Genomic DNA, 26,506 nt, shown 5'->3' on the forward strand with positions numbered 1-26,506 from the left:
GGTTTGATCAGACAGTCACGATGCGTGAGCCGAATGTGCTGTGACCGTGGCCGCGCGGGCCGTGGCGCGGAGGTGGAACAGGACCCGGTCCCGGTGCGGCAGGGGTGCCCGGCCCTTGACCTCGAACGCGAACCCGGGCGCGCCCGGCACGGCGATCGCGAGGCTGGCGACGCCGTCGTGATCACGGGCTGCGAACCCGGCACGCTGGGTCCGGGCCAGATCGAGCGTGAACTTCGTGAACTCGTCCGGGTCCAGCCCTTCATCCCCGGACATCGCCCGCGGATCGGCGGCGAGCAACGCCCAGCCGGCGGCAGTCCGCAACGCGCTCGCGCGGCCCGATTCGTCGGCGCGGGTCCACACGTCGTCGTGGCCGTGCACCTGCCGGGGGTAGACCACCTCGTCGCCGTCGAGCACGGCGAGCCGGGTGGTCAGCCGCGTCTGCGCGTACAGGTCACCGACGAAGGGGGCCAGCCACCGCAGCGTCCACGGTTCCCACGTGGGCACCGACGAGCCCACCGCGCGGTAGCCGTTGCCGGCGCGGGTCACGAGCCCCGCATCCAGCAGCGCGGCGAGTATCCGGTGGGTGGTCGACTTGGCGAGTGCACACCGCCGGCTGATCTCCGTGAGCCGCAGGGGGTGGCCCCCCTCGGCGAGCAGGGCCTGAACGGTCATGGCTTTGCCGATCGATGCCGCCCTGGCGCCACGGCCGGGCGAGCCGCTCGGGGCAGTGGCGGGCGTCGTGCTGAAGCAGGTCACGTCGTGCAGCCTCGCCGACGCGTCTGATCGATTTCTCAACGCGGCGCGCGGGCGGCTTGTGAGCCGCCGCTAGAACTCCAGCAGCATGCGGGAGTTGCCCAGCGTGTTCGGCTTCACGTACGGCAGGTCGAGGAACTCCGCGACACCCGGGTCGAGCGAGTGGCGCATCTCCTCGTAGACCTCGTGCGACACCGGGGTGCCGTCGATCTCGACGAAGCCGTGGCGCAGGAAGAACCCGGTCTCGAAGGTCAGCACGAACAGCCGCTTGAGCCCGAGGTCGCGGGCCTCGTCGACGAGCCGGCCCACCAGCGCGTGCCCGATGCCCCGCCCGCGCGCGGCCTTGTCGACCACGACCGTGCGCAGCTCGGCGATGTCCTCCCACAGCACGTGCAGCGCGGCGGCGCCGAGCACTTCCTCGTCGCCGGACGGATCCTCGTCCACCACCACCCAGAACTCCTGGATCGCCTCGTACAGCGTGACCAGGTCTTTTTCGAGCAGCACTCGCCCGGCGTCGGCGTCGACGAGGGCTTTGATCTTGCGGACGTCGGCTATGCGCGCGCGGCGGACGGTGGGGCGGACGGAGTCGAGGGGCACACGGTCCAACATATCGACCGCGGCGCCCGGCGGCCCGCAAGGCCCGATCGAGGTACCCCGGTTGTGTGAGCGGAAGGCCCTTCACGTATAGCTATGGAGAAGGTTTACCTCGCTATGCAACCTGCTCCTGACTCGTAGCCGCTCAGTACATCCGGCCGCCGTGCGTGGCCTCATGGGGAGGACGTGCATGTCCGGCACCACCGTGGTCGCCCCCGAACGACCCGGTCAGCCCCCCGCGCCGTCGTCGGCGCAAGCTCGCTTCCGGCCCGAGCTGCAGGGCGTGCGCGCCCTCGCGTCGCTGCTCGTGGTCGTGTACCACGTCTGGCTCGACCGGATCTCCGGCGGCGTCGACGTGTTCTTCCTGGTCTCGGGCTTCCTCATCACCGGACAGCTCTACCGCGCGCTGCTGCGCGGGAGGATCGAGCTGCGGCCGATGTGGGGCCGGATGATCAAGCGGCTCTTCCCGGCCGCGATGACCGTGCTGCTCACGGTGGTGGTCGTTTCCACGCTGCTGCTGCCCGAGGACCGCTGGTTCCAGTCGATCCGCGAGGTCTTCGCCTCCGCGCTGTTCTACGAGAACTGGCAGCTGGCCGCCGACTCGGTCGACTACTTCGCCCAGCACAACAGCGCGAGCCTGGTTCAGCACTTCTGGTCGCTGTCGATCCAGGGCCAGTTCTACCTGCTGTGGCCACTGATCTTCGTCGCGCTCGGCTTCCTCGTGCGCAAGCTGGGGCTTTCACTGCGGCACACGATCAACACGCTGCTCGTCACGCTGTTCGTGGTCTCGTTGGCGTACTCGGTGTACCTCACCGCGGTCGACCAGCCGCTGGCCTACTTCCACGGCCTCACCCGCGTGTGGGAGTTCGCGCTCGGCGGGCTGATGGTGATGTTCCTCGACGCGTTCACGCTGCCCCGGGGCCTGCGCGTGGTGCTCGGCTGGATCGGCGTGGCCGGGCTGGTGCTGTGCGGCATCGTGCTGCGCGTCGACTCCGTGTTCCCCGGCTGGATCGCGTTGTGGCCGACGCTCTCGGCCGGGCTCGTGCTCGTGGCGGGCCAGACCGACACCGTCTTCGGCGCCGACCGGTGGCTCAGCTCGAAACCGCTGGGCTACCTCGGCAACCTGAGCTTCTCGCTGTACCTGTGGCACTGGCCGGTACTGGTCTTCTACCTGGTCGTGCGCGACCGCTCGGCCGTCGGCCTGCTCGGCGGGGCGGTGGTCATCGGCGTGTCGTTCGTGCTCTCGATCGTCACCTACCACTTCATCGAGAACCCGATCCGGCTCTCGAAGATCGGCACGGTGAAACGCTGGGGCGCCTACCGCTTCGGCGTCCTGGCGCTCGCTCCGGTGCTGATCGCGGCCGGCGGCTGGGGTGTCTACACCACGGCGGAGGCCAACTACACGATCGCCGTCGACGACCCCGACCACCCCGGCGCCGCGGCCCACACCGCCGGCTTCGTCTACCGCGGCTCGCCCTCGCCCTCGATCGTGCCGCCCACGCTCAAGCTGCCCGAGGACTGGGCCGGCATCCCCGACGACAAGTGCACGATGTCGCCGCGAGACGACGAGCTGAAGGTCTGCACCCAGAACCCCGACGGCCCGCCGAAAAAGCGCGTGGTCCTCGTCGGCGACTCGCACATGCAGCAGTACCTCGCGGCCTTCCTGCCGATGGTGAAGAGCGAGGGCTGGGCCGTCACGTCGATGCTCAAGGGCGCGTGCCCCTTCTCCACCACCCCGGACCTGATGCCGGGCGACCAGCCCTGCATCGACTGGAACAAGGCCGCGGCCGAAGAGATCGTCGCCCTGCACCCCGACGCCGTCGTCACGGTCGCCAGCGTGAACACCCACGGCGGCGGCATCACCGAGACGACCCCGGCCGGCTTCGTCGACCAGTGGTCGGTGCTGGACAAGGCCGGCATCCCGGTCGTGGCCCTGCGCGACAACCCGCGGTTCTCCTTCAACATGGCCGCCTGCGTCGCCGAGCGCAGCCCGACGGACCCGAGCTGCGTCGTCGACCGCGCGGACGTGCAACCCGCGACGCCGACGTACACGACAGCCCCGGGCGTGCCGGACAACGTCTCGTTCCTGGACTTCACGGATTACTTCTGTGACAAGACCACCTGTCCTCCGGTGGTCGGCAACGTGCTCGTGTACATGGACGACAACCACCTCACCGCCACCTTCCTCACGACGCTGGCGCCGATCGCGGACAAGCAGATGAAGGCCGCCCTGAAGTGGTGAGCCCACCGCACTGGGTGACGCCGTCGCCGGGTGGCGAGGGTGTGGCGGCTACCCTGAACGTCGTGCCTTCTCCCACCACTGAGCCAGCCCGCAGCCGTCGTGTCTCCCTCGTGACCCTGGGCTGCGCCCGCAACGAGGTCGACTCCGAGGAGCTGGCCGGACGGCTCGCGGCCGGGGGCTGGGAGCTGGCGGCGGACCCCGAGGACTCCGACGTCGTCGTGGTGAACACGTGCGGCTTCGTGGAGTCGGCCAAGAAGGACTCGGTCGACACGTTGCTCGCGGCGTCCGACACCGGCCGCAAGGTCGTGGCCGTCGGGTGCATGGCGGAGCGCTACGGCACGGAGCTGGCCGAGAGCCTGCCCGAGGCCGACGCCGTGCTCGGGTTCGACCACTACGCGGAGCTGTCCGACCGCCTCGACGACGTGGTGGCGGGCCGCACGGTCGTGTCCCACACGCCGTCGGACCGGCGCAAGCTGCTGCCGATCAGCCCGGTGCAGCGGCCGGCGGCCGCGGAGACCGTCGAGGTCCCCGGCCACGCCCAGCACGGCTGGGGCCCGCGCGTGCTGCGCACCCGGCTCGACGACTCGCCCGTGGCGGCGCTGAAGATCGCGTCGGGCTGTGACCGCCGCTGCTCGTTCTGCGCGATCCCGTCGTTCCGCGGCTCGTTCGTGTCGCGGCAGCCCGACGAGATCGTGGCCGAGGCGCGCTGGCTCGCGGAGAACGGCGTGAAGGAGCTGTTCCTCGTCAGCGAGAACTCCACCTCCTACGGCAAGGACTTCGGCCGCGACGGCACGCGTGCGCTCGAGCTGCTCCTGCCGCGCCTGGCCGGGATCGAGGGCATCGACCGCGTGCGCGTGTCCTACCTGCAGCCCGCCGAAACGCGGCCGCAGCTGGTGAAGGCGATCGCGACCACGCCGGGCGTCGCCGACTACTTCGACCTGTCGTTCCAGCACTCGAGCGAGCAGGTGCTGCGCCGGATGCGCCGGTTCGGGTCCACCGACTCGTTCCTCGCGCTCACCGAGCAGATCCGCGAGTACGCGCCCGAAGCCGGCATCCGCACCAACGTGATCGTCGGCTTCCCCGGCGAGACCGAGGACGACCTCGCGGAGCTCGAACGCTTCCTCACCGGCGCGCGGCTCGACGCCGTCGGCGTGTTCGGCTACTCCGACGAGGACGGCACGGAGGCCGAGTCCTTCGACGGCAAGCTGGACCCCGCCGTGGTCACCGAGCGCGTCACGCGGATCTCGGCGCTCGTGGAGGAACTCACCGCCCAGCGGGCCGAGGACCGCATCGGCACGTTCGTGACCGTCCTGGTGGAGCAGGCGGCCGAGGACGGCGACGACGCCGTGGGCCGCGCCGCCCACCAGGCCCCCGAGGTCGACGGCGAGTGCGTGATCCTCGAGGACCCGGACCGCGCCGCCGTCGAGGTGGGCGATCTGGTGCGCTGCGAGGTCGTCGACTCCGCCGGGGTCGACCTGATCGTCCGTCCGGTACCGGACGCGGACCGGTGAGTGCCGCACCGAGCGACGCCGGCGAGGGTGTGACCCGCGCCGCGAAGGTGCCCGCCCAGGACGCGCCGGCCGGCGAGGTGCCTGCTGAAACGGGGGCCGCACCGATGCCCGAGCCTGCCGTGCCCGATCCCACGCCCGTTCCGACGCTCAACATCGCGAACCTGCTCACGCTCTCGCGCCTCGTGCTCGTCCCGCTCTTCGTGCTCGCTCTCTTCGCCGGCGACGGCGCGGACACCACGTGGCGGGCCATCGCCACCGGCCTGTTCGTCGTCGCGTCCGCCACCGACCAGGTCGACGGCTGGGTCGCCCGCAAGTACGGGCTGATCACCGACTTCGGCAAGATCGCCGATCCCATCGCGGACAAGGCGCTGATCGGCGCCGCGCTCGTGGGGCTGAGCGTGCTCGGCGAGCTGCCGTGGTGGGTCACGATCGTGATCGCGGTGCGCGAGATCGGCGTCACACTCTTGCGCTTCTGGGTGATCCGCCACGGCGTGATCCCGGCCAGCCGCGGCGGCAAGGCGAAGACGATGACGCAGATCCTCGCCATCGTCGTCTACCTGCTGCCCCTGCCGGCCGGGGCCGACCCGGTGCGCTGGGCGCTGATGGGCCTCGCGGTTCTGCTGACCGTGGTCACCGGCGTCGACTACCTGGTCCGCGCCGTGCGCCTGCGCGCCGCCGGCCGGCGCGCCACGGGGTCCTGAGCGTGGGCCTCGACGAGGTGGCCGCACGGCTCGTGGCCGAGCTCACCCGGCGCGGTGAGACCGTGGCCACGGCCGAGTCGCTGACGGCGGGGCTGGTGTGCGCCACCGTCGCCCGCATCCCGGGAGCCAGCGCGGTGCTGCGCGGCGGGCTCGTGGTCTACGCGACCGAACTGAAGACCGCGCTGGTCGGCGTCGACGAGAAACTGCTGGCCGAGCACGGCGCCGTGCACCCCGAAGTGGCGGCCCAGCTGGCCGACGGAGCTCGCGAGCGCTGCGGCGCCACATGGGGGCTGGGCCTGACCGGCGTGGCGGGCCCGAGCGCCCAGGACGGGGTGGCGCCGGGCACGGTGTACATCGGGCTCAGCGGGCCCTCGACACGGATTGTCCGTACGCTGGCCAGGACCGGTGACCGGGACATGATCAGGACCGCGTCGGTGTCTTCGGCGTTTTCCCTGCTCGCGGAACATCTACACTGACGGGGGCGTTCGCCCTTGGCGGACGTACGTGTCAAGTCCTGCGCTCGGGGCACCGCTCTGGGTAACGTAGGAGGCACCAGTTCGGGAAGGAGGCGCGTGATGACCGTGCTGTTGCGTGAGGCGATCGGTGATCGGCTCCGTCATGCCCGCACCAACCAGCGTCGAACGCTGCGTGACATCTCCCGCGCCGCCCGGGTGAGCCTCGGCTACCTGTCCGAGGTCGAGCGCGGTCAGAAGGAGGCCTCCAGCGAGCTGCTGGCGTCCATCTGCGATGCCCTGGACCTTCCGCTCGGTGAGCTGCTCGGCAAGGTCGCGGCCGACGTGTCGGCGCTCGAGTCGGTGGAGGTCGCTCCGGTCGACGAGCGCGTGGTCGAGGGTGCCCCGAGGGAGACCGTGCCGGCGGATCGGGAAGCCACCGCGTCGGCGAGCGGATTCGAAGGCGGCCGCTTGGTGGGCGAGCTGGTCGGCGACGACTTGTCCGACCTGCGGCTTTCGCCCGCTCCGCGGATGAACACCCAGCTGCGGACCACGATCGGCGCGCCGAAGCTCGCGTCGACGATCGCCGCGTAACGACGCTTGGTGAACGCACGGCCCCGGGGTGTGACCCCGGGGCCGTGCGCGTATTTCCGGAATCGATCAGGGTCGTCCCTGAATTCCCCCGGGGTCGCCTGGAACGGCAGGGGCTGACCTGACACGATGGAACCCAACGCCGGGGTCGGGACGTTCAAGCTAAGGGGAGCGACGCCCCACCTCGAGACACACAGGGCCCGTGGGACGCAAGAAGGCAGGCGGAGGAGATGGCCAACCCGTTCGTGAAGTTCTGGAAGTACCTCATGGCGTCGTTCTCGTCGAAGATCGACGAGCACGCCGACCCGAAGGTGCAGATCCAGCAGGCCATCGAGGAGGCACAGCGCAATCACCAGGCGCTGACGCAGCAGGCCGCCTCCGTGATCGGCAACCAGCGTCAGCTGGAGATGAAGCTCAACCGGCAGCTCGGCGAGGTCGAGAAGCTCCAGGCCTCGACCCGGCAGGCCCTCGTGCTCGCCGACGAGGCCCGCGGCAAGGGCGACGAGCAGAAGGCGACCGAGTTCGAAACCGCGGCGGAGAGCTTCGCCGCGCAGCTCGTCACGGCCGAGCAGAGCATCGAGGACCTCAAGACGCTGCACGACCAGTCGCTGCAGGCCGCGGCGCAGGCCAAGAAGGCCGTGGAGCGCAATGCCACGATGCTGCAGCAGAAGCTGGCCGAGCGCACCAAGCTGCTCTCGCAGCTGGAGCAGGCGAAGATGCAGGAGCAGGTCTCCGCTTCGCTGAACCAGATGAGCCAGCTCGCGGCGCCGGGCAACACGCCGTCGCTGGAAGAGGTCCGCGACAAGATCGAGAAGCGCTACACCACGGCACTGGGGCAGGCCGAGCTCGCGCAGAACTCGGTGCAGGGCCGCATGCTCGAGGTGCAGGAGTCGGCCACGCAGATGGCCGGCCACTCGCGCCTGGAGCAGATCCGCGCGTCGATGCGCGGCGACTCGGTCGCGCAGGTCACCGACGGTGGTGCCGCGAAGTCGGCCGCCCCGTCCGCCGGTGCCGACATCCAGCGTGAGATCCAGGCCCGCGTGCAAGCCGAGCAGGGCAAGAACCCGGCCTGACCGCCGGGCTCGAGGACGAACCCCGGGGGTAGGGCATGGCCGGCAGCGGTGGGCGGCGGGACTTCAGCGAGTTCAACGCCAAGCTCGAGAAGCACATCGAGAAGCTGCCGGACTACGCCCAGCGTGCCCAGGAGAAGCTGCAGCGGTACTTCCCGCCGGCCGACCAGGCCGGCGGGAAGCCCACCGCCCGTCCGACCGCACCGCACCGGCCCGCACCGCCCGTGGTGCGCCGGCCGACCACGTTTTCCCAGGTGGCGGGCCAGGTTCCGGCCGTCGCCGAGGCGCGTGCGAAATGGCAGCGGTGGAACGAACCCGCGGCCAAGCACCAGCGGTGCATCACCCGCACGTCACGGGTGCTCACGCTGTGGTTGCTCATCACGATTTTCCTCGGTGTCCTGACCGTGCTCGCCGGCACGGGCCTGATGGGCGCCGGCGGCACCGACGTGGCCCAGACCGTGCTCGCGGGGTTCGGCACGCTCGTGTTCGGCACGTTCAGCGTGCGGACCGGGCTGAAGCTGCGTCAGCTGAAAAAACTCGAAATTCCCGGGGTCGCCGAGGGTGGCGCCCCGCCGCCGTTGCCGCCGGCCGCCTCGGCCGCCCGCGAGCCCATGGAACGCCTGGCGGAGTCCGAAGCCTCCCTCGGCGAGCTGCTGCGCCAGCTGTCGGTGCCCACCTCGACGGGCACGGCCGCCGTGCCGGAGGTGTCGGTGGCCGACGCCCGCGCCACGGCCGTGGAAGCGGCCCGTGCGCTGCGGGGCTTGGCCGCACGCGTCCAGGCCATCGAACGCGGCCGCAACTCCGCCCCCGAACGCGAGCGTGGCGCGCTGGACGCGGCCGTCGCGAAGCTGCGTGAACAACTCGACGACGGCATCGAAGGTTTCGGCAGCCTGGTCGCCGCCGCGGGCCGCGCGGTCGCGGCGAGCAGCGACGGAATGGGCACGTCGAAGCAGGCGCTCACCGACGCGACCGACCACCTGGCCGGGCTGGCTTTGGCCCTGCGGGACCTCGCCTGAGCCGTTCGCGGTACCGGTGAGCGGGATTCTCCCGGGTGATTTCTTCCGGCCAGTGCGGATTCCCGCACGGTGACCGGGTGCTGCACGGCGCCCCGGAACGAGCCGGATGGCGCAGTTTGGTTTTCCGGTCGGCCTAGCCACGGTCACCGAACGCCGACCACCGGTGGTTCCCGCCGCATACCGAAACAATGGCGTAATCCGAAACAGCTGGTTACGGAAACGCGTGCGGTTTAACGTTTTTCTCATGAAGTCAGTGGTGGCACCCGCCAGGATCGGCGCCGTGGCCTGAGGTTCCGCGACGCCGGACGTACACAGTGGACTCATCCGTTCCCGTCGAGGAAAGGACCCTCCGTGACCACGCTCCCGCCCGAACCGGAACCCGTGCCCGTTCCCCCGCCCAGCGCGCACCAGCGGGTGGTGGCCGCGTTCGAACGGCTCGCCCAGGTGGACCGCCCCGAACTGTGGATCAGCCTGCGCACCCTGGGAGAAGTACTGGTCGACGCCAAGGCCGTCGACGAACGCGTCCGCGCCGGGGAAGACCTCCCGCTGGCCGGGACCGTTCTCGCGGTGAAGGACCTCATCGATGTCGCCGGGCTGCCCACCACCGCGGGGTGCCCGGGTTTTTCGCGTGTGCCCGTGACCAGCGCCACGGCGGTCACACGGCTCACCGGCGCGGGTGCCGTGGTGCTGGGCAAGACCAACCTCGACCAGTTCGGCTCCGGGTTGGCCGGCACGCGCAGCCCGTACGGCGCGGTCGCGTCGGCCGGCGATCCGCAGAAGGTCGCGGGTGGGTCCAGCAGCGGCTCTGCCGTGGCCGTCGCGCTCGGGATCGCCGACCTCGCGCTCGGTACTGACACCGCCGGGTCCGGACGGGTGCCGGCCGCGCTGAACGCCGTGGTCGGCCTCAAACCGACGCTCGGGCTCGTGCCGAAGACCGGCGTTTTCCCCGCCTCCCCGTCGTTCGACTGCGTTTCGGTGTTCGCGAGCAGCCTCACGCTCGGACAGCGCGCCCTGGCCGTGCTGACCGGCCCGGACGGTGTGGACCCTTCAGCGCGCGGCTGGCCCGCCGACGTGCGGCTGGGCGCGGGAGAGCATCCGCGCGTCGCCGTCCCGGACTCCGCCGGCCTCGCCGCGCTTTCCGGACCGGCGCGGCGTGCGTTCGGCGTGGCGGTGGCTTCGCTGACCGCCGCCGGCGCGGTGATCGAACCGATCGACCTCAGCGTGTTCTTCGAAGCCGGCGCGCTGCTCTACGGCAGCGCCCTGGTGGCCGAACGCTACGCGTCCGCGGGCGAACTGCTCGCCGCGAAACCCGAAGGCGCCAACCCGACGGTGACCGGCCTGGTCGCCGCCGCGGGCACTCACCTCGCTCACGAACTCGCCGACGCGCAAGGCCGTGTTGCCCACCTGCGCGCGGCCGCCCGCGACGTGCTCGGCTCGTGCGACGCCCTGCTGCTGCCCACCGTCCCCGACCACCCCGACCTCGGCGAAGCCCTGGCCGATCCCCTCGGCGTGAGCGCGCGGCTGGGCACGTACAGCGCCTTCGTCAACGTGCTCGACTTCGCCGCGGTCACCGTGCCCGTCGCCCCGGGCGACAAGCGACCGTTCGGCGTCACGATCGCGGTACGCGCGTTCGAGGACCAGATCGCGCTCGACCTGGCCGCCGTGCTCACGGGCGAACAGGCTCGCGAGCCCTACCCGCCGGAGGGCGTGGACCTGGTGGTGTTCGGGGCCCACCTGCGCGGCCAGCCCCTCCACGAGGACCTGCGTGGCGCCCGGTTCGTCGCGCCGGTCCAGACCACCGAGCAGTACCGCATGGTCCTGCTCGACACCGACCCGCCGCAACCCGGTGTCCTCCCTGGCCGCGCCTCCCTGGACGGCGAACTGTGGCGGCTCTCCCCAGCGACCTTCGGCCGCTTCGCGGCGACCCTGCGGCCACCCTTCGTCCTCGGCCACGTCGAACTCGACGACGGCACCACACCCCTCGCCGTCCTGTGCCCCCCGACCACCACCGCCCCACCTCTGGACCGTTACGAGTCCTGGCGGGGATATCTGCGGTTCGTGAGTACGGCGGGGTCGCGGTCGGTCGGCTGACCTCGGCGCCGCTTGCCGTGCCGCACGCCGGCTTCGGCCTGGGTCGCACCGGTGGGCCGACCTCGGATCGGCAGAGCGGCGCTGAAACGACGACCTGCGGTGCCCGAAGCCCGCCGGGAGTATTTCGGCGCGTTCGCTGTGGCTGTGCTCTCGTGCAGCCGATCCGAGCGGCGCGTCGCCCGTGCGCGGCTACTTGCCGTGCCGGGCGATGCCCCGGCCGACCCGGCGCACCAACGCCGGACCGTGCAGGGCGAAACCCGTGTACAGCTGCACCAGGCTCGCGCCCGCGTCGAGGAGGCGGGTGGCGTCGTCGGGGGAGAGGATGCCACCGACGCCGATGAGGGGCAGTTTGCCCTCGGTGTGGGAGTGCACGAAGCGGACGACTTCGAGCGAGCGCGCGGTGAGGGGGCGACCGGACAGGCCGCCCACCTCGCCGGCGAGGTGGGCCTCGGCCGGGGCGACGCCGGTGCGCGAGAGCGTGGTGTTGGTGGCGATGAGGCCGGCGACGCCGTGCTCGAGGCAGACCTCCAGGAGCTCCGCCAGCGCGGAGTCCGTGAGATCGGGTGCGACCTTCACCAGCAGCGGCGTGTCACCGCCCAGCTCGGCCGACGTGCGGCGCAGCTCGGCGAGCAGCTCGCCCAGCGCGGCTTTGTCCTGCAGTGCACGCAAGCCCGGCGTGTTGGGCGAGCTGACGTTGACGGCGAAGTAGTCGGCGTACGGGTGCAGCGCGCGCAGCGAGAAGCGGTAGTCCTCCACGGCGTCGTCGAGCGGCGTCACCTTGGACTTGCCGATGCTGACGCCCAGCGGCACCCCGGGCTTGCCGTCCGCGGCGAGCCGACGGGCGAGGGCTTCGGCGCCGTCGTTGTTGAAGCCCATGCGGTTGATCACGGCGTCGCTCTCGGGGAGGCTGAACAGCCGCGGCTTCGGGTTGCCCGGCTGCGCGTGCCGCGTGACGGTGCCGACCTCGACGAACCCGAACCCCAGCGCCGGCCACGCCGACAGGGCGCGCCCGTTCTTGTCCATGCCCGCGGCCAGCCCCACGCGGTTCGGGAAACGCAGCCCCAGCACGGTCACCGGGTCGTCGGTGCCGTAGACGCGCGCGAGCGGCCCGAGCGCGGGCCCCACGCGGCTCAGCAGGCGCACGGTGCGCTCGTGCACCAGCTCGGGATCGTGGTAGGCCAGCCGGTACAGCCCGGGTCGGGCGATCTTCTCGAAGAGCACGCGCCCATGCTGCCTCATCGACCGCGCGGCGGCGCTCGGAACCCGGCTCGCCTGTGGCGCCGGTCGCGAGCGGTCGTCACGCACCGGCCGTGCGCACCGCCGCGGGCACGAGCCGGCCGAGCACGTCGGCGAGTTCCCGAGGCCGCGAAAGCCGAGGCGAGTGGTCCGAGTCCACCGACACGACCTCGTCGAAGCAGGCGGCCTGGTGCATCGCCCGCTGCGCTGCGAGGGTGACCGCTTCGTCGCGAAGTGTCTCCACGTAGGCGGGTTCGTGCCGGGCGATGGGCGGACATTGCGCGATCTCGTCGCGCTCGAGGAGTTCCGCTCCTCGCTCGCCGGGCGGTACCAGCACGGTGGATCTCGAAGCAGGTGTCTCGTCGCTGCCGGCGGACCACGCGCCGGCCGTGCTCTCCGGCGACTGTGCGCAAGACGTCGCGCGGGCCGCCGCCGGCCCGGACACGTAGACCAGGTGGGCGATCCGGTGCGGAACCCGCTCCGCGGCCTGCGTGACGGTGCACCCGCCCGGCTGTGGCCCACGAGCACCACGGGCCTTCCCGCCGTCTTCCCGCGCGCGAGTACGGCGTCGACGCAGTCGTCGAAGGTTGTCGCGGTCATCGGCCGTCGCGGCCGGGCAGGTCCACCGCGTCGACGGTGTGCCCGGCCGATTCGAGCAGCGGGACGAGCCCGTCCCAGCACCCCGCGCCGTGCCATGCACCGTGCACCAGCACGAAATGAGCCCTTGAACGGAAGGGCGCTTCGAGGTGCCGCCCGGGGCACTCGCCGGTCGGGTTGCGACGGTGGCGAGCGGTTGGTGGCCGGCGAGGAACCGCCACCCGGCCTCGGCGGGCTCACGGCCGGCCGGCGTGGTTTTGCTTCCACTCGTCTTCGAGCATGGCGTAGACCAGCTCGTCGGTCCATTCGCCCTTGACGATCTCGTTTTCCTTCAGGTGCGCTTCCTTGCGCATGCCGAGGCGCTCCATCAGTGCGCTCGACGCGGTGTTGCGGCCGTCGCAGCGCCCGATGACGCGGTGCAGCCCCAGGTCCTCGAAGCCGATGCGCAGCAGCTCTTTCGTGGCTTCGAGCGCGAGGCCGCGGCCGTGGTGATCGGGGTGGAAGACGAACCCGATCTCGCCCTGGCGGTGCTCGGAGCTGAGGTACTCGAGGTTCAGGTCGCCGATCAGCTGGCCGGTCTCGGCGAGCTCGACGGCGACGGCCAGGAGCTGGCCCTCCTGCGTGAGGGTCGCTGAGTGCACCCGCTTCGCGAGCGCGGCGGCGGACTCGGCCCGGCTGCGCGGCCCCCAGTAGAGGTAACGGGCGACGTCGGCCCGTGACTGGAACGAGTTCAGGGCATCGAGGTCCTCGAGCCTGAACGGGCGCAGGAGCAACCGTTCGGTGGTGATCGGGTAGTCGGGCCTGAGCATGCCGTTCAGGCTAGCCACGTGCGGCCGTTCGGGGTACGGGAACGGTCGGATCGATCGCCGGACGGTCGCCCGGCGGGGCCCGGCGGCGAGATCTCGCCTGATGAAGGGGTGCTCCCGGGGCGCCTCTCGGACGCCGTCAAACGTCCGAGTCCAAGCCGGACCGGTGCTCGAAAGCCCCGGGAGCCCGGTGACTGCCTGGTATTCGCTATCAGGCAAACACGCGAAGCAGGCGATGAGCCGAAGGTGGCTCAGGTTGTATCGCTGCTCAAAGTCCCTACGCGTGCCATCCGCTAGCGGACAGCCACCTCACGAGTCCTGTGAGAATACAACTTAGGACCACCTCCTCTCTCGTGTAAGACCACGCTAACCGCGAATGCCGGTGCGCGGCAACATCATTTCGGCGAACTCACGCCGCCGTGCCGGGGATGTCCGAATCCGTTCGCCGGGCGCGAACAGGCCGGTCAGGCGACCGGGCGCGGACCCGGCTGGCAGCGCGGGCAGAACCACGTGGGCCGCCGGTACACGCCCTCGCCCTGGTCGCCGACCTCGACCCGGCCGCCGCAGCGGAAACAGCCCTGGCGCGTGCGCTCGTAGACCCAGTTCTGCCGTCCGCGCGTGAGGTCGCCCGTGGTCACCTGGTCCCACCGCCACGCGTTGGCCACCAGCAGCTTGCGGGCCAGGGCCACGACCCGCCCCGTATCCACTTCGGACACCGGGGTCCACGGCGAAACCTTGAGCAGGAAGCAGATCTCCACCTTGTAGAGGTTGCCGACGCCGGCCATGATCCGCTGGTCGAGCAGCGCGTCGCCCAGCTCGCGATCCGGCTGCGCGGCGAGCGCGGCGGCGGCCCGGGCGGCGTGCTCTTCGGTCCACTGTGGATCCAGCAGGTCCGGCCCGAGGTGACCGACGAGGTCCGCTTCGGCTTCCGTCGGCACGAGTTTCAAATCATGCAGGCGGAATCCGATCGCCTGCACGTCGGCCGAGGCGAGGACCACGCGCGCGTGGTGGGCGGGGCGGCGCCACCGCTGCCCGGCGGGGTAGATCTGCCAGCTGCCGTCCATGCGCAGGTGGCTGTGCAGGGTGAGGTCTCCGGAGAAGCGGGTCAGCAGGTGTTTGCCGACGGTGGCGGTGCCTTGCACCGCGCGGCCCGCGAGGTCCACAGTGGCCAGTGCGGGGTGTCGGAACTCCCCGCGTACCAAGGTCTTGCCGGTGAGCGCCTTGTCGAGCAGCTTCCCGTGCAGGAACACCGTGTCGCCCTCGGGCACGGGTCAGCCCGCGGTCTCGGGCACTTCGGCCGGCTCGACGGTGGTCTCGGGGGTCTCCGGGTCCTCGTCGCCGCGCACGCGGTGGCGCCCGGCGCGGTTGGAGCGCAGGATCTTCGCCAGCACCATGTTGAACGTGAGCGCGATCTCCTGCGCGCCGGGGGAGTGCCACTCGTGGATCGGGCTGCACGCGCCCTGCGCCTGCTGCACGGCGAGCCGGTCGGGGATCGCCGTGGGCATCACCAGCGAGCCGAAGTTCTCCCGCAGCTCGGCGACGCGGAACTGGTGCTCGTACGACCGCACGCGCAGCTTGTTGACCAGCACCCCGATCGGGCGCAGGCCGGGGTTGCTCTCCTCGCGGATGCGTTCGATGGCCTCGAGGGCGCGCTGGGCCCCGGCCACGGCGTACATCGTGGGCTCGGTCACGATCAGTGCGCTGTCGGCCGCCACCAGGGCGGATTTCGTCAGCCGGCCCAGTGACGGCGGGCAGTCGATGACCACGAGTTCGTACGGTTCCTCGCGCAGCGGGTGGTGGTGCAGCTCGTCGAGCGCGCGCGAGAGGTTCTCCAGGCGCCGGCCGTCGGAGTCGGGCTCGTTGAGCAGCTCCAGCTCCTCGGCGCCGACCAGCACGTCGACCTCGTCGCTCCACACGCTGGGCGCGATCGCGCGCTCGAGGACGGCCCGGGCGGGCGTTTCGAGGACGTCGGCGAGGGTCGCGTCGGTGTAGGGCGGGTCGAGCGAGGTCGTGGCGTTGCCCTGCGGGTCGAGGTCGGCCACGAGCGTGCGGGTACCCCTACGCAGAGCGGCCGACGCGATACCGAGCGCGACCGTCGTTTTACCGACGCCACCCTTGAGGCTGAGAACGGCGACCGTGTGCACTCGGCACAGCCTACGGGCCGTGCGTGGGGTGGGTCGCGACGAAGGTGCCGAACACCTCTTCCGGGCAGGCCCGGGTGACGGCGGGTGACCGGTGGGCGGGCACTACCCTGTCCGACTATGAAGACGGACACCGTGGCGGCCCGGGGTTCGGGCGCCGTTCGCCGGGCGCTCGAAGCGGAGCTGCGGGCGGCTCGCGCCCGGGGCGTGGAGCAGCCCTCCGTCGTCGACGTCGGCGGTGGCAGCGGCGGCTGGGCGGTGCCGTTCGCGTCGGCGGGCTGCCTCGTGACGGTGGTCGAGCCCAATCCCAACGCGCTCGCGACGCTGCGGCGGCGCGCGGAGGAGGAACGCGTCTCGCACCGGATCACGGTGATCGCGGACGACTCCGATGCGCTCGGCGCCCACGTCGAGGCCGGTTCGGCGGATCTCGTGCTGGCCCACGGGCTGCTCGAGGTCGTCGACGACCCGGCGGTGGCGCTCGCGGCGCTGGCCGCGGCCGTGAAGCCGGGTGGAGCGCTGTCGGTGCTCGTGGCCAATCGCAACGCCGCCGTGCTGCACCGGGCGCTGGCCGGCCGGATCGCCGAGGCCCAGCGGCTGCTCGTCGGCGAAGACGGGGTGGTGCCCGGCGGGCGCGACACCGTGCTGCGCCGCTTCGACAGCGCAGGCCTCACCGGACTGCTGGTGGCCGCGGGGCTCGAGGTGACGCTGCTGCAGGGCGACCGCGTGATCTCCGACGTCGTGCCCGGCGAGGTGCGCGAGGACGAGCTGGCGGCGTTCGAGGTGGCGGCGGCTTCGGTGCCGGCGCTGCGCGACGTGGCCGGCCGCCTGCACGCCATGGCGCGGCCCGCGGGGGCCTGACCTCGGCGTTCCCGGTTTTGTCGGTGGTCGGCGGTAGCGTGCGGTTCCGTGGGGAGCAGAAACGCCGAACTGCCCAGCGGCATGGCCCGCTACCGCGTCACCACGGGTGCCGAGACGCTGCCGGACGACACCGGCTGCGCGATCCTGCACGTGGACATGGACGCGTTTTTCGTGTCGTGCGAGCTGAGGACGCGGCCTGAGCTGGTGGACCGGCCCGTGGTGGTGTCCGGCGGCGGGCCGCGCTCGGTGGTGGCCGCCGCGAACTACCCCGCGCGCAAGTACGGGGTGCACTCGGCGATGCCGTACTCCACGGCGAAACGGTTGTGCCCGCACCTGGTGTGCCTCCAGCCGACGTCCGGGCTCTACGGCGAGGTGTCGCGGCAGGTGATGGACATCTTCCGCGAGCTGACGCCGCTGGTGGAGCCGCTGAGCCTGGACGAGGCGTTCCTCGACGTGAGCGGGGCGCTGCGGCGGCTGGGGGCCACGCCGGCGCGGCTGGGCGCGCGGATCCGGGCACGGGTGCAGGCCGAGCACGGGATCACGTGCTCGGTGGGGGTGGCGAAGGTCAAGTTCGTGGCCAAGCTCGCGTCGGGGATGGCGAAGCCCGACGGGATGGTCGTGGTGCCGGCGGCCGACACGCTGGCGTTCCTGCACCCGTTGCCGGTGTCGGCGCTGTGGGGCGTCGGGAAGCGCACCGAGGAGCAGCTGAGGCAGCAGGCGCTGCACACGATCGCCGACGTCGCGGCCGCGCCGCCCGCGCGCCTGCGGCGGTCGCTCGGCAACGCGATGGGGGAGCACCTGTGGGCGCTCGCCAACGGCCACGACGACCGCGCGGTGGTGCCCGAGTCGGCGGAGAAGTCGATCGGGGCGGAGCGGACGTTCGACGTCGACCTGCACAGCCGCGACGAGCTGGGGCTGGAGCTGCTGCGGTTGTCCGAACGGGTCGGCGCGACGCTGCGGGCCCGCGGGCTGCGCGGCCGCATGGTGTCGATCAAGGTGCGGTTTGCCGACTTCCAGACGATCACCCGGGCGCGCACGCTGTTCACCGCGACGGACGTCGCACGCGACATCCACCGCACGGCCGTGGAGCTGCTGACCGAGCACGCGCCGACGGGGGCGGTCCGGTTGATCGGGGTGCGGGTCGAGGGGCTCGACACGGGTGAAGGCGGGGAGCAGCTGCAGTTCGCGTCGGCGGAGCCGCGCTGGCGCGACGCCGAGGTGGCGGCGGACGTGGCGAGGTCCCGGTTCGGGTCGGCGGCGGTGCGGCCGGCGTCGTTGCTGACTCCGTCGGAATCTTCGCCGTCGGTGCCGACTCGGGCACAGCCACGGGTGTCGGGGCAGCCGGGGGCGGTGGGTTCGTCGGAGGTGTCGGCGTCGTCGCGGTCGCCGAGGTCGCCAGGGTTGCCGCTGTCGCCGCGGGAGAAGTGAATCTTGTCCGGTGTTGTGTCGCGTTCGGTGGTTGTTGTGCCCTTGCGGGTCGTCGAGAGGGTGTCTTCGGCCCGTCGTGACCCAGTGTCAACCCACGTCGGTCGTGATTTCCCCCAATTCGATCCCTTCTGGATGCGGGATCGGGTAGTCGGACGCGCGCGGGGCTCGTATCCTGGACAGTGCGGCCCCGCCTGGGGTCGGCAGTTGGGTCCAGAACGTTGCGCGGCCCGGCGCCCGCGACAGCTGTGCCGGAGGAGGAAAGATGCCACTCTCCGAGCATGAGCAGCGGCTGCTCGATCAGATCGAGCGCGAGCTCTATGCCGAGGACCCCAAGTTCGCATCCACGGTGCGTGGCACCCGGTTGCGCCGCCCCGCCCGTCGACGGCGAATCCAAGGGATCGCCCTGTTCGTGGTGGGTGTCGCGTTGCTGGTGCTCGGCGTGGTGGTGCCCGTGCTGCGGGTTGCCGACATCCCGTTGATCAGCGTGCTGGGGTTCCTCGTGATGTTCTTCGGGGTCATGATTGCCGTCACATCCATACGCCACGGCGACACCGGCCGCGGTACCTCCGCCGGCGGGGGTGGCGGCGGCAAGGGCTCGGGCGGGAAGAGCTCGTTCACGCAACGCATGGAAGAGCGCTTCCGCCAGCGCTTCGAGGAGCAGTAGCTCCGCTGGGAAGCTTGTCGGATCCGCGCCTCGCCCGTTCGGGTGGAGCGCGGATTTCTCATGCGCGGGCGGGTCGGGCTCGGGGTCGAGGTCGCCTTGGTGGCGGTAGCGGCGGCAGGCTCGCAGGTCGTCCGTGGCGCGCTGGTGGGTGGGTTGTTGTAGTTGCTGTGGCAGGGACTGTCCGCAAGGCCGCTCGCCTCACTGACGGATGGCCGTAGTCCGCCGCCCCGTAACCCGTGGTGCCCCAGCGGTGCCCTCCGGCGGAATCACCTCACCCACGGCGAGGCCCGCTCACCTCGGCGATCCTTGATCGTTTCGGTGATCGTCGGTGTGTGGTGGCGATCGCCGGGCAGTTGATGGCGAATCGCGGGCAGCCGGTGGCCAGTCTCGGGTTGCTGTGGGCCGGCCTCGGGCTGCGGGTGGCCAGTGTCGGGTATGCCGGTGGTCAGCCTTGGTTTGCTGGTTCCCAGCCCCGAGGCGGCCCGGTGGGCAGATCCGGGCTGGCGACCAAGCCGCAGACCTGGCTCACGGTCAGCAGGCTCGCGACCCGTTCACCACCGCCGACTTGCCCCAGGCTCGTCGCGGGCTCAGCTTGGCCACCGCCCTGCACGTCTTCTCCGCAGGTTCGGAATAAACCCCGTGTGGGTGACCCGCGCAGCTGTTACGGCCGGGAAAACCCCAGCTCAAGCACTTATCCACACCCACCCGTGGTTGTGGATGATCAACCGTCCGCGCATCCCGGCCTCCCGTTTTTATCGGTGCTCGCCGGTACGCTGGAAGTGGGCAGGCCCCCTAGGGAGGGCGGGGTCTGTCTCCTGGGGGTTCGGCGGGGCACAGGCTCCGGTGCGTGCGCGTGTGGATCATGCGGTCGTCCGGACCAACAGCGCTGGCTCCCAGCGCTCCGCTCAAGTAGCGAGATCAAGTCCACGCCCCGCGCCGACTGCCTTCGGGATAGGGGCTTCGGATCGACGAGGGCTCGATCAAGTGGTCGGCGAGTGCGCTGTGCCATCCCGCGCTCGCTGTGAGCGAAGCAGTCCAAGGCAGGCCGTCCTCTGGCCGAGCCGTCTTCAAATCGGAGCCTGCGCCGACGTCGTCGGGAGGCAGGGGTGCCCGATCGACGTTGGCGCGATCAAGCGGCAGACCAGCGCGCTGTGCCATCCCGAGTCCGCTGCGAGCAGAGTCGCGGCTCAAAGCCGAGCGGCTGATGCCAAGCAGTCCAAGGTAGGCCGTCCTCTGCCCGAGCCGTCCTCATATCGGAGCCTGCGCCGACGTCGTCGGGGGCAGGGATGCCCGATCGACGTTGGCGCGATCAAGCGGCAGACCAGCGCGCTGTGCCATCCCGAGTCCGCTGCGAGCCAAGCAGCGGCTCATGCCGATCAACCTGGAGCCGAGCAGCCTTCAGGTCGAGCCGTCCTCGCGTCGAGCAGCCATGAAACGGAACGGGCCACAGCCGAGCAGCCCCCGAGCGAGCACCCCAAAGAACGAGGAGCCCCCAAGCCCGAGCGGCCCACAAGACTCAGCGGCCCGAGCCGAGCCGTCCTCATGCCGAGCGGCCCCAACCCAAGCTGATCCCAGCCCGAAGACCGCCCCCACTCACGGCCGACGCCGCAAGACCGACCGAGGGAACAACCGCCCCCGCAACGAAAGCGGAGCCGTACTGCGGAGACTCTGGCGAAGCTGGTCGAAAGCCGGCGCCAGGTCCGGGTCGGCGAGGGGGCTGTCGCTGTACCAGGTCCGCTCCACCGCGCCGATCACGGTGCGCAGGCCGGCGCGGCCCGCGTCGTCGAGGTGGTGGCGTTCGGCGATCTTCTGGCCGGCCACGCGGACCGTGTCGCTGTCGGTGAGGGGGAGGCCGCGGTCGGCGCACTCGGCTTTGAGTTCGCGCCACGCCGCGTCGGCGGAGCCGGGGGCGTGGGTGACGATCGCCTGCAAGTGGCGGCGGCGCGAGAGGTCGCGCAGGGCGGCGGGGCCGCCGAGGGCCAGAGCCAGCAGGACGACGATCACGGCGAACCACCAGGCCACCAGGCCGGCCAGGAATCCCAGCGCGGCGACCAGCAGCACGCCGCCCGCGAGGGGCAGCCACAAGGCGGCCTGGCTGGTGCGGGCGACTGGAGCGGCGGGGGCGCGCACGAGGACGTCGCCGTCGGGCACATCGCCAGGCGCCGGGCCCGCCGCGGCGCCGGGAGTGCCGGGTGCGGGAGGACGGCGGCGCAGCACGTAGGCCGTGACGACCGCGGCGGCGCCCAGCACGGCGAGCACCGCGGCCAGGATGGCGAGCCACCCGTCCTGGGACTCGGCCGGGGTGGCGGCGGCGGGGGTGGCCTCGTTCTGACCCTTGTCGAGCGGGGACTGCGTGCTGGGGCTGTTCGAGCGGGGCGCGGTGGGGATGTCGTCGGTGGCGTTGGGCTGCTGGGAGTTCTGGCTGTTCTGCTGCAGGTACGGCGGGACGATGCCCCGGCCGTCGGCCAGCGGCGTCGGGTCGAAGCTGACCCAGCCCTTGTCGCCGAAGTAGGCCTCCACCCAGGCGTGGGCGTCCTGGGAGCTGATCGACTGGTAGTCGCCCTTCGGCACGCCCGGGGTGAAGCCGATCGCCACCCGCGCGGGGATGTGGGCGACGCGCAGCATCACGGCCATCGCCGACGCGTACTGCTCGCAGTAACCGCGCTTGCCGTTGAGGATGAAGTCGGCGAGGGCGTCGGCGTCGGTGGCGTCGGCGGTCTTCGTGTCGTAGATGAATCCGTTCTGCGCGCTGAAGAACTGCCACAACGCGGTGGCGCGGTCGAAGTTGTTGGTCTTGCCCGCGATGAGCTGGTTCGTCTTCGCGATCACCCGCGGGTCCACGCGGCCGACCTGCGAGTAGAACGCCGGCACCTCGTCGGACTTCGGGTCGGTGACGCGCAGGTCGGCCGCCGTCGGCTCCTTCAGCGACGCGACCTCGGTGTAGGTCGGCGCGGACTCGCTCTTGGTGGTGAACACGGCGCCACTGACCCGGTCGTACAGCCACTGCGACGACAGGCCCCGCAGCGCCCGCGGGGTGCCGTACACCGGCAGCCAGTTGTCCACCCAGCGAGTCGGCTGGATCTCGATCTGGCGAGACACACCGGTGCCGTCGTCGCCGGGTGCGGCGGGCAGGGTGCTGTTGGCGAGCACGCCGGTCTGCGCCTGGCCGCCGCCGCGCAGGCCCCAGCCCTGGTTGGGCGTGTAGGTGTCGAGGGTGAACGCGCGCAGGTAGCGCCGGTCGTTGCCGAGGCCGCGGACCTGGAACAGCTCCGTGTTCTCACCCTGGTCCAGCAGGCCGCGCAGCTGCGTGAACGGCGCGACGCCGAACCCGCCGCTGCCGTCGCCGCCCGCCCCCGAGCCGGCGCCGAACGGGATCTTCCCGACGGTGCCCACCCAGGTGATCCCACCGCCGAGCAGCCCCAGCACGATCGCGGCGCTCACCACGGCCACGGGGGCCTGCAGCGCCCGCGCCCGGTTTTCCGAGCCCGGTGCCTCGCGGTTGCGCCAGCGCCGGTGCCGGTGGTTGCCGTCGAGGGCGAGCAGGCACGCGAACGCGGCCGCACCCAGCAGGAACGTCCACCACGGCAGCATTTCGTCCGACAGCGCCGCCGGCACCGCGTAGACGCACAGCAGCACCAGACCCGTCGCTGCCGGCGCCGCGGCCGCCACGGCGAGCGTGTCGACGAGCACCGCGACCAGCCCGATCGCGATCGTCACCAGGCACAGGATCGGCTGCGTGCCGTCGACCGGCGGCAGCCCGGTGCGGATCTGCTCCGCCGAGGCGGCGAGCGTCGACTGCAGCTCGCCCAGCGCCGTGGGGCCCGGGATGATCTTGAGAATGCCCTGCGTCGTGAACGCACCCGTGACCAGGAACAACAGCACCACGAGCTGCCCCAGCCCGACGAGCGCGGTCGGTGTGCGCAGCGACCGCAGCGCCAACCCGGTCGACGCGATCAGCACCACCGCGACGAACAGGTAGCCGAACCAAGCCCACCCGGCGACCACCCCGGTGAGCGATGTCGCCGCGCACAACGTCGCGACCCCCGCGGCGACGGGCGGCAGGATCCCGCTCGACCACACCGGCGTCGGCGCGGCCGGCTGCGGCGTCGGCGTGTGCGCAATGGGCGGCGGCGCCGGCGTGACGGGCGGCCGAGGTGCGGTGGTGGTCATCGTTCGCCGCCGATCAGGGCGGCGCGGTGGGCGCCGGTGCGGCAGAGTTCGGCCCAGGCCTGGGGCATGGGGGTCTGCGGTTCGGCGATCACGACGCCCCAGCCGGATGCGCGGAGCAGTTCTGCGGCGTCCGCCGTGGCGGCGGCCTGCTGGTCCGACGGGCCGGACCCGGCCCAGGCCGGGGTGTCCAGCAGGACCGCGAGGCTGCGGACGCCGCGCGGGCGGTAGCGGGCCAGTTCGTGCACCGACTCCGCGCTGACCGTGCCGAGCACCGCGATGAGCTCCTGTCCTTCGGCCGGGTCGTGCCCGAGCGTCACGTCGCGCTGGTGCGCGGGTTGCAGCGCGGCCAGCGAATCGAGGACGACGTTGTCGTAGCCTTCGCCGCCGTCGCCGGGGGCGTCGGCCAGGGTGATGCCGTGTTCGGTGACCAGGCGGACGCGGTGGCCGGAGCGCCGCAGGTGCAGCGCGACGGAAGCCGCGAACGACACCGCCCACTCGAGTGACGCGGTGGGGCCGGTGCCGTGGTGGGCGGCCGCGCGGTGGTCGATCAGCACGGTCGTGCCGCCGCGCCACGGGCGTTCCTCCACGCGCACCATGACCTCGTCGCGGCGAGCGGTGGAGCGCCAGTGGACCTTCCGCATGTCGTCGCCGGTGCGGTAGTGGCGCACGATCACGTCGGGCTCACCCTGCCCGGCGTGCAGGCGCACGGTGCCGTCGTCGCCCGCGCCCACGCCGGCGCCCCCGGGCAGCCCCCACAGGCCGACGACGCGGGGCACCACCACGAGCCGTGAGTGCCCGATCAGCTCGCGTTCGAACTCGCACAGCCCGAACGGGTCGGTGATCGTCGCGCGCAGCGGCCCCACCTGCTGGATCCCGCGCAGCATCGGCTGCAGCGGGTAGCGCAGCAGCACCCGGCGGTCGTGCGGCAGCCGCTCGACCACGAACCGCGGCCGCGAACCCAGCGCGTAGGGCACGCCGTCTTCGAGCAGCACCTCGCCGCCCGGGAGCCGGCCGCTGCGCCACAGCTCGAGGTGCACCTCGCCGCCCGCGCCGACGGACACGCGCTCCGGCCGCAGCGCGCGCGAGGCGCCGAGCCGCAGCCGGGTGGCCGAGATGAACGCCGCGACCAGAAGCGGCAGCGCCACCACGAACACGGCGACGCGCAGCAGGTCACGCTCGTTGAGCACCAGCGAGCACACGGCCGCGGCGATCCCCGCGGCCAGGAGGCAGCGGCCGCGGGTGGTCAGGCCGGACAGGGCACGCAGCATGCGGTTCTCGAATCGGGTAAGGGGATCAGCGGGTGCCGGCCGAGCCCTGCGGGACGGGGACGCGGTGCAGCACGGCGCGGACCACGTCGGTCGCCGAACGGCGGGCGGCGTGCGCTTCGGTGGTGAGCACGAGCCGGTGCGCCAGCACGGGCACGGCGACCGTGTGCAGGTCGTCCGGCACCACGTACTCGCGGCCCGACAGCGCCGCCTGCGCCCGCGCGGCCCGGACCAGGTGCAGCGTCGCGCGCGGGGACGCGCCGAGGCGGATCTCCGGGACCTGCCGCGTCGCGGACACCAGGTCCACGGCGTAGCGGCGGACCTCGGGGGCCATGTGCACCGAGCGCACGGTCTCGATGAGCCGCTGCACGGTCGCGCCGTCGGACACCGCCGACAGGTCGGCCAGCGGGTTGTGGCCCGCGTGCTCGTCGACCATGGCCAGCTCGGCCTGCTGGTCGGGGTAGCCGATCGACACCCGCGCGGTGAAGCGGTCGCGCTGGGCCTCGGGCAGGGCGTAGGTGCCCTCCATCTCGATCGGGTTCTGCGTCGCGATCACCATGAACGGCGCGCCGAGCCGGTACGTGCTCGTGTCGACCGTGACCTGGTGCTCCTCCATGCACTCCAACAGCGCCGACTGCGTCTTCGGCGAGGCGCGGTTGATCTCGTCGCCCACCACGATGTTCGCGAACACCGGGCCGGGACGGAACTCGAACTCGCCGGTCTGCCGGTTGTAGATCGACACGCCGGTGACGTCGCTCGGCAGCAGGTCGGGGGTGAACTGCACGCGGCTCACGGTGCAGTCGATCGACCGCGCGAGCGCCTTGGCCAGCGAGGTCTTGCCGACGCCCGGCACGTCCTCCACGAGCAGGTGACCCTCGGCGAGGAGGGTCACCAGCGCGATCCGGATGACGTCGGGCTTGCCGACCAGCACGCGCTCGACGTTGGCGGCGATGCGGCGCGCCGTGTCGTGCAGCTCGTCGAGGGACACTCTCGGGGCGTAGCCGTTGCCTCGCCCGTTCGGGGCATCCGCCGCGGGGTAGGCCGGCTGTCCGGCCCCGCTGCCCTGCTGTCCGGCAGAGACGGCGGACTGGATTCTCGACGTCACTCGTCCTCCTGGTGGCGCATGGCTGTGCGGCTTTCACCGGCTCCGCCGGGTCGCTCGCAATCCGCGCAGCGATCAGCCTTCCATCCAGTGTGTCAAACTCGGGCGAACTCGGCGGCGGAACCCCGCGAACGGACGCCGATGACTCTCCGGTAATGCTCCCTGTCCGCCGTTCGGGTGGTGGGAGTCGCGTTTCGGGCGCTCCCGCTGACGGACCGCACTCCCGTATGCTCCGAAACCGAAGTCGCTCGACTACGGAGAGGCGTAATCGCTCATGAGCGAGGTGGGGGCCGTACCGCTGCCCGACGTGCCGGGCCTGACGAGCGTCGGATCCGGGCGCGGCCGCTTCGCCGTGGCGCCGGAGCTGGCCACGGCCACCTACGCCAAGCTCGGCGAGCTGCAGGACGTCGTGGGCGAGATGGTGCGCGAGGCCAACGTGCTCGGCCGCTCCGTGCCCCTGGGCAGCGGGTACGCGTCCGAGGTGGGTGCGTTCATGGCCCAGTACGGTTTCGGCGGCGACGGATCCGCGGTGGCCCAGCTGACCGCGTTCGGCCGGCAGATCGAAGACCTCAAGGACCGCATCGACGCCGCGCTGAAAAAGTACCGGCGCGAGGACGACGCGGCAGCCGACGGCGTGGACTGCGCCGGTGGCTGAGCCCGTGCGCAAGATCCTCCTGCTCGTACCGGTTTTCCTGGTCCTCGCGGCCTGCGGCCGGTCGGTGGCGCCGAACGCCGCCGTCGCCGACGGCGGGCCGGCACCCGCGCCGTCGAGCACGGCGCCCACAGCGCCCACAGCGCCCACAGCGCCGACCATGCTGGCCGGTCTGGACCCGTGCGGGCTGCTCTCGCCGGGCGACCGGTCGAGCGCCGGGCTCACCGTGCTGGGCAAGCCGAAGACGATCGGCGAGGCCCGCGCGTGCGACTGGACCGTGCCCTCGACGTTCGGCGTCACGGTCACGCTCGACGAGACCGCAGGGCTCGCCAACCTCGACGTCTCCCACGGCACCCGCACCAAGAAGAAGGTCGGCGCGCACCAGGCCCTGCAGGTGGCGGACCGCAAGACCGCCGCCGGCACGTGCGCCGTGCTGCTCGGGGTCGGCGATTCCGCGAGCGTGCAGGTGGACGTGAGCAACGCCGGCTTCTCCGACACCACGCTGGCCTGCTCGCGCGCGGAGACCGTCGCCGGGCTCGTCGAGCCGAAGCTGCCCTGAGTTCCTG

25 protein-coding genes are annotated in these 26,506 nt (G+C 71.8%); 14 read left to right on the forward strand and 11 right to left on the reverse strand.

The annotated features are described in order from the left end of the window. Positions 1-15 precede the first annotated feature (15 nt). Positions 16-672 carry a helix-turn-helix domain-containing protein gene (locus tag ACWEOE_RS17140; RefSeq protein WP_452009751.1) on the reverse strand — a complete coding sequence of 219 codons (657 nt, stop codon included), beginning with the start codon at positions 670-672 and terminating at the stop codon, positions 16-18. On the opposite strand from ACWEOE_RS17140, the gene ACWEOE_RS17145 reads away from it, so the two are divergent. Continuing rightward, positions 671-829 carry a hypothetical protein gene (locus tag ACWEOE_RS17145; RefSeq protein ID WP_452009754.1) on the forward strand — a complete coding sequence of 53 codons (159 nt, stop codon included), beginning with the start codon at positions 671-673 and terminating at the stop codon, positions 827-829. The two genes, ACWEOE_RS17140 and ACWEOE_RS17145, sit on opposite strands and share 2 nt — an antisense overlap. Here ACWEOE_RS17145 and ACWEOE_RS17150 read toward each other — a convergent pair. Next, complete coding sequence (locus ACWEOE_RS17150) at positions 826-1,350, reverse strand: amino-acid N-acetyltransferase (RefSeq protein ID WP_452009757.1); 525 nt, start codon at positions 1,348-1,350, stop codon at positions 826-828. The genes ACWEOE_RS17145 and ACWEOE_RS17150 overlap by 4 nt on opposite strands. A gap of 187 nt (positions 1,351-1,537) precedes the next feature. On the opposite strand from ACWEOE_RS17150, the gene ACWEOE_RS17155 reads away from it, so the two are divergent. The 8 genes from ACWEOE_RS17155 (at position 1,538) to ACWEOE_RS17190 (ending at position 11,021) form a co-directional block, all read left to right on the forward strand. Continuing rightward, on the forward strand, positions 1,538-3,589 hold the full coding sequence (locus tag ACWEOE_RS17155) for an acyltransferase family protein (RefSeq protein ID WP_452009759.1): 2,052 nt from the start codon (positions 1,538-1,540) through the stop codon (positions 3,587-3,589). A 62-nt stretch (positions 3,590-3,651) separates the two neighbouring features. Continuing rightward, a complete protein-coding gene (gene rimO, locus ACWEOE_RS17160; protein WP_452009762.1) occupies positions 3,652-5,100 on the forward strand; it encodes a 30S ribosomal protein S12 methylthiotransferase RimO in 1,449 nt (482 codons plus the stop codon). Between the two features lie 104 nt (positions 5,101-5,204). Beyond that, on the forward strand, positions 5,205-5,801 hold the full coding sequence (gene pgsA, locus ACWEOE_RS17165) for a CDP-diacylglycerol--glycerol-3-phosphate 3-phosphatidyltransferase (protein ID WP_452009969.1): 597 nt from the start codon (positions 5,205-5,207) through the stop codon (positions 5,799-5,801). A gap of 2 nt (positions 5,802-5,803) precedes the next feature. Beyond that, complete coding sequence (locus tag ACWEOE_RS17170; protein WP_452009765.1) at positions 5,804-6,277, forward strand: CinA family protein; 474 nt, start codon at positions 5,804-5,806, stop codon at positions 6,275-6,277. Between the two features lie 99 nt (positions 6,278-6,376). Beyond that, the gene (locus ACWEOE_RS17175) at positions 6,377-6,847 is read left to right on the forward strand and encodes a helix-turn-helix domain-containing protein (RefSeq protein ID WP_452009768.1); all 471 of its coding nucleotides are present in this window, start codon (positions 6,377-6,379) and stop codon (positions 6,845-6,847) included. Between the two features lie 227 nt (positions 6,848-7,074). Next, a complete protein-coding gene (locus tag ACWEOE_RS17180; RefSeq protein WP_452009770.1) occupies positions 7,075-7,917 on the forward strand; it encodes a PspA/IM30 family protein in 843 nt (280 codons plus the stop codon). Positions 7,918-7,952: 35 nt separating this feature from the next. Then, positions 7,953-8,930 carry a phage shock envelope stress response protein PspM gene (gene pspM / locus ACWEOE_RS17185; RefSeq protein ID WP_452009773.1) on the forward strand — a complete coding sequence of 326 codons (978 nt, stop codon included), beginning with the start codon at positions 7,953-7,955 and terminating at the stop codon, positions 8,928-8,930. Between the two features lie 351 nt (positions 8,931-9,281). After that, entirely contained in the window at positions 9,282-11,021 is a 1,740-nt protein-coding gene (locus ACWEOE_RS17190; RefSeq protein ID WP_452009775.1) for an allophanate hydrolase, read from the forward strand. A 189-nt stretch (positions 11,022-11,210) separates the two neighbouring features. Here ACWEOE_RS17190 and ACWEOE_RS17195 read toward each other — a convergent pair whose 3' ends face one another. The 6 genes from ACWEOE_RS17195 to ACWEOE_RS17220 form a co-directional block, all read right to left on the reverse strand. Next, positions 11,211-12,242: a quinone-dependent dihydroorotate dehydrogenase gene (locus ACWEOE_RS17195; RefSeq protein WP_452009777.1), complete on the reverse strand. Its 1,032-nt coding sequence runs from the start codon at positions 12,240-12,242 to the stop codon at positions 11,211-11,213. 76 nt (positions 12,243-12,318) lie between these two features. Continuing rightward, on the reverse strand, positions 12,319-12,594 hold the full coding sequence (locus ACWEOE_RS17200) for a hypothetical protein (RefSeq protein WP_452009780.1): 276 nt from the start codon (positions 12,592-12,594) through the stop codon (positions 12,319-12,321). Positions 12,595-12,853: 259 nt separating this feature from the next. Beyond that, on the reverse strand, positions 12,854-12,970 hold the full coding sequence (locus ACWEOE_RS17205) for an alpha/beta fold hydrolase (protein WP_452009782.1): 117 nt from the start codon (positions 12,968-12,970) through the stop codon (positions 12,854-12,856). Positions 12,971-13,090: 120 nt separating this feature from the next. Continuing rightward, complete coding sequence (locus ACWEOE_RS17210) at positions 13,091-13,663, reverse strand: GNAT family N-acetyltransferase (protein ID WP_452009784.1); 573 nt, start codon at positions 13,661-13,663, stop codon at positions 13,091-13,093. Positions 13,664-14,124: 461 nt separating this feature from the next. Next, positions 14,125-14,928: a DNA-formamidopyrimidine glycosylase family protein gene (locus tag ACWEOE_RS17215; protein ID WP_452009787.1), complete on the reverse strand. Its 804-nt coding sequence runs from the start codon at positions 14,926-14,928 to the stop codon at positions 14,125-14,127. 3 nt (positions 14,929-14,931) lie between these two features. Continuing rightward, complete coding sequence (locus tag ACWEOE_RS17220; protein WP_452009789.1) at positions 14,932-15,804, reverse strand: ParA family protein; 873 nt, start codon at positions 15,802-15,804, stop codon at positions 14,932-14,934. 117 nt (positions 15,805-15,921) lie between these two features. Between ACWEOE_RS17220 and ACWEOE_RS17225 the strand changes: the two genes are divergently transcribed. From ACWEOE_RS17225 to ACWEOE_RS17235, 3 genes are all read left to right on the forward strand, one after another. Next, on the forward strand, positions 15,922-16,659 hold the full coding sequence (locus ACWEOE_RS17225) for a methyltransferase domain-containing protein (RefSeq protein WP_452009792.1): 738 nt from the start codon (positions 15,922-15,924) through the stop codon (positions 16,657-16,659). Positions 16,660-16,740: 81 nt separating this feature from the next. Beyond that, positions 16,741-18,087, forward strand: a complete 1,347-nt coding sequence (locus ACWEOE_RS17230; RefSeq protein WP_452009971.1) for a DNA polymerase IV — start codon at positions 16,741-16,743, stop codon at positions 18,085-18,087. A 262-nt stretch (positions 18,088-18,349) separates the two neighbouring features. Continuing rightward, a complete protein-coding gene (locus tag ACWEOE_RS17235; RefSeq protein WP_452009794.1) occupies positions 18,350-18,751 on the forward strand; it encodes a DUF3040 domain-containing protein in 402 nt (133 codons plus the stop codon). Positions 18,752-20,344: 1,593 nt separating this feature from the next. Here the strand turns inward: ACWEOE_RS17235 and ACWEOE_RS17240 are convergent. Genes ACWEOE_RS17240 through ACWEOE_RS17250 form a run of 3 tightly spaced genes read right to left on the reverse strand, consistent with a single transcriptional unit; the run spans position 20,345 to position 25,291 of the window. After that, positions 20,345-22,921 carry a transglutaminase family protein gene (locus ACWEOE_RS17240; protein ID WP_452009797.1) on the reverse strand — a complete coding sequence of 859 codons (2,577 nt, stop codon included), beginning with the start codon at positions 22,919-22,921 and terminating at the stop codon, positions 20,345-20,347. Continuing rightward, positions 22,918-24,189: a DUF58 domain-containing protein gene (locus ACWEOE_RS17245; RefSeq protein ID WP_452009800.1), complete on the reverse strand. Its 1,272-nt coding sequence runs from the start codon at positions 24,187-24,189 to the stop codon at positions 22,918-22,920. The genes ACWEOE_RS17240 and ACWEOE_RS17245 overlap by 4 nt, the downstream gene beginning before the upstream one ends. 25 nt (positions 24,190-24,214) lie before the next feature. Continuing rightward, entirely contained in the window at positions 24,215-25,291 is a 1,077-nt protein-coding gene (locus tag ACWEOE_RS17250; protein WP_452009802.1) for an AAA family ATPase, read from the reverse strand. 271 nt (positions 25,292-25,562) lie between these two features. On the opposite strand from ACWEOE_RS17250, the gene ACWEOE_RS17255 reads away from it, so the two are divergent. Next, positions 25,563-25,943: a hypothetical protein gene (locus ACWEOE_RS17255; RefSeq protein WP_452009805.1), complete on the forward strand. Its 381-nt coding sequence runs from the start codon at positions 25,563-25,565 to the stop codon at positions 25,941-25,943. Continuing rightward, positions 25,936-26,499, forward strand: a complete 564-nt coding sequence (locus ACWEOE_RS17260) for a DUF3558 family protein (RefSeq protein WP_452009808.1) — start codon at positions 25,936-25,938, stop codon at positions 26,497-26,499. The genes ACWEOE_RS17255 and ACWEOE_RS17260 overlap by 8 nt, the downstream gene beginning before the upstream one ends. The last annotated feature ends 7 nt before the right edge of the window (positions 26,500-26,506 follow it).

The sequence above is a fragment of the Amycolatopsis sp. NPDC004368 genome, assembly GCF_053602515.1.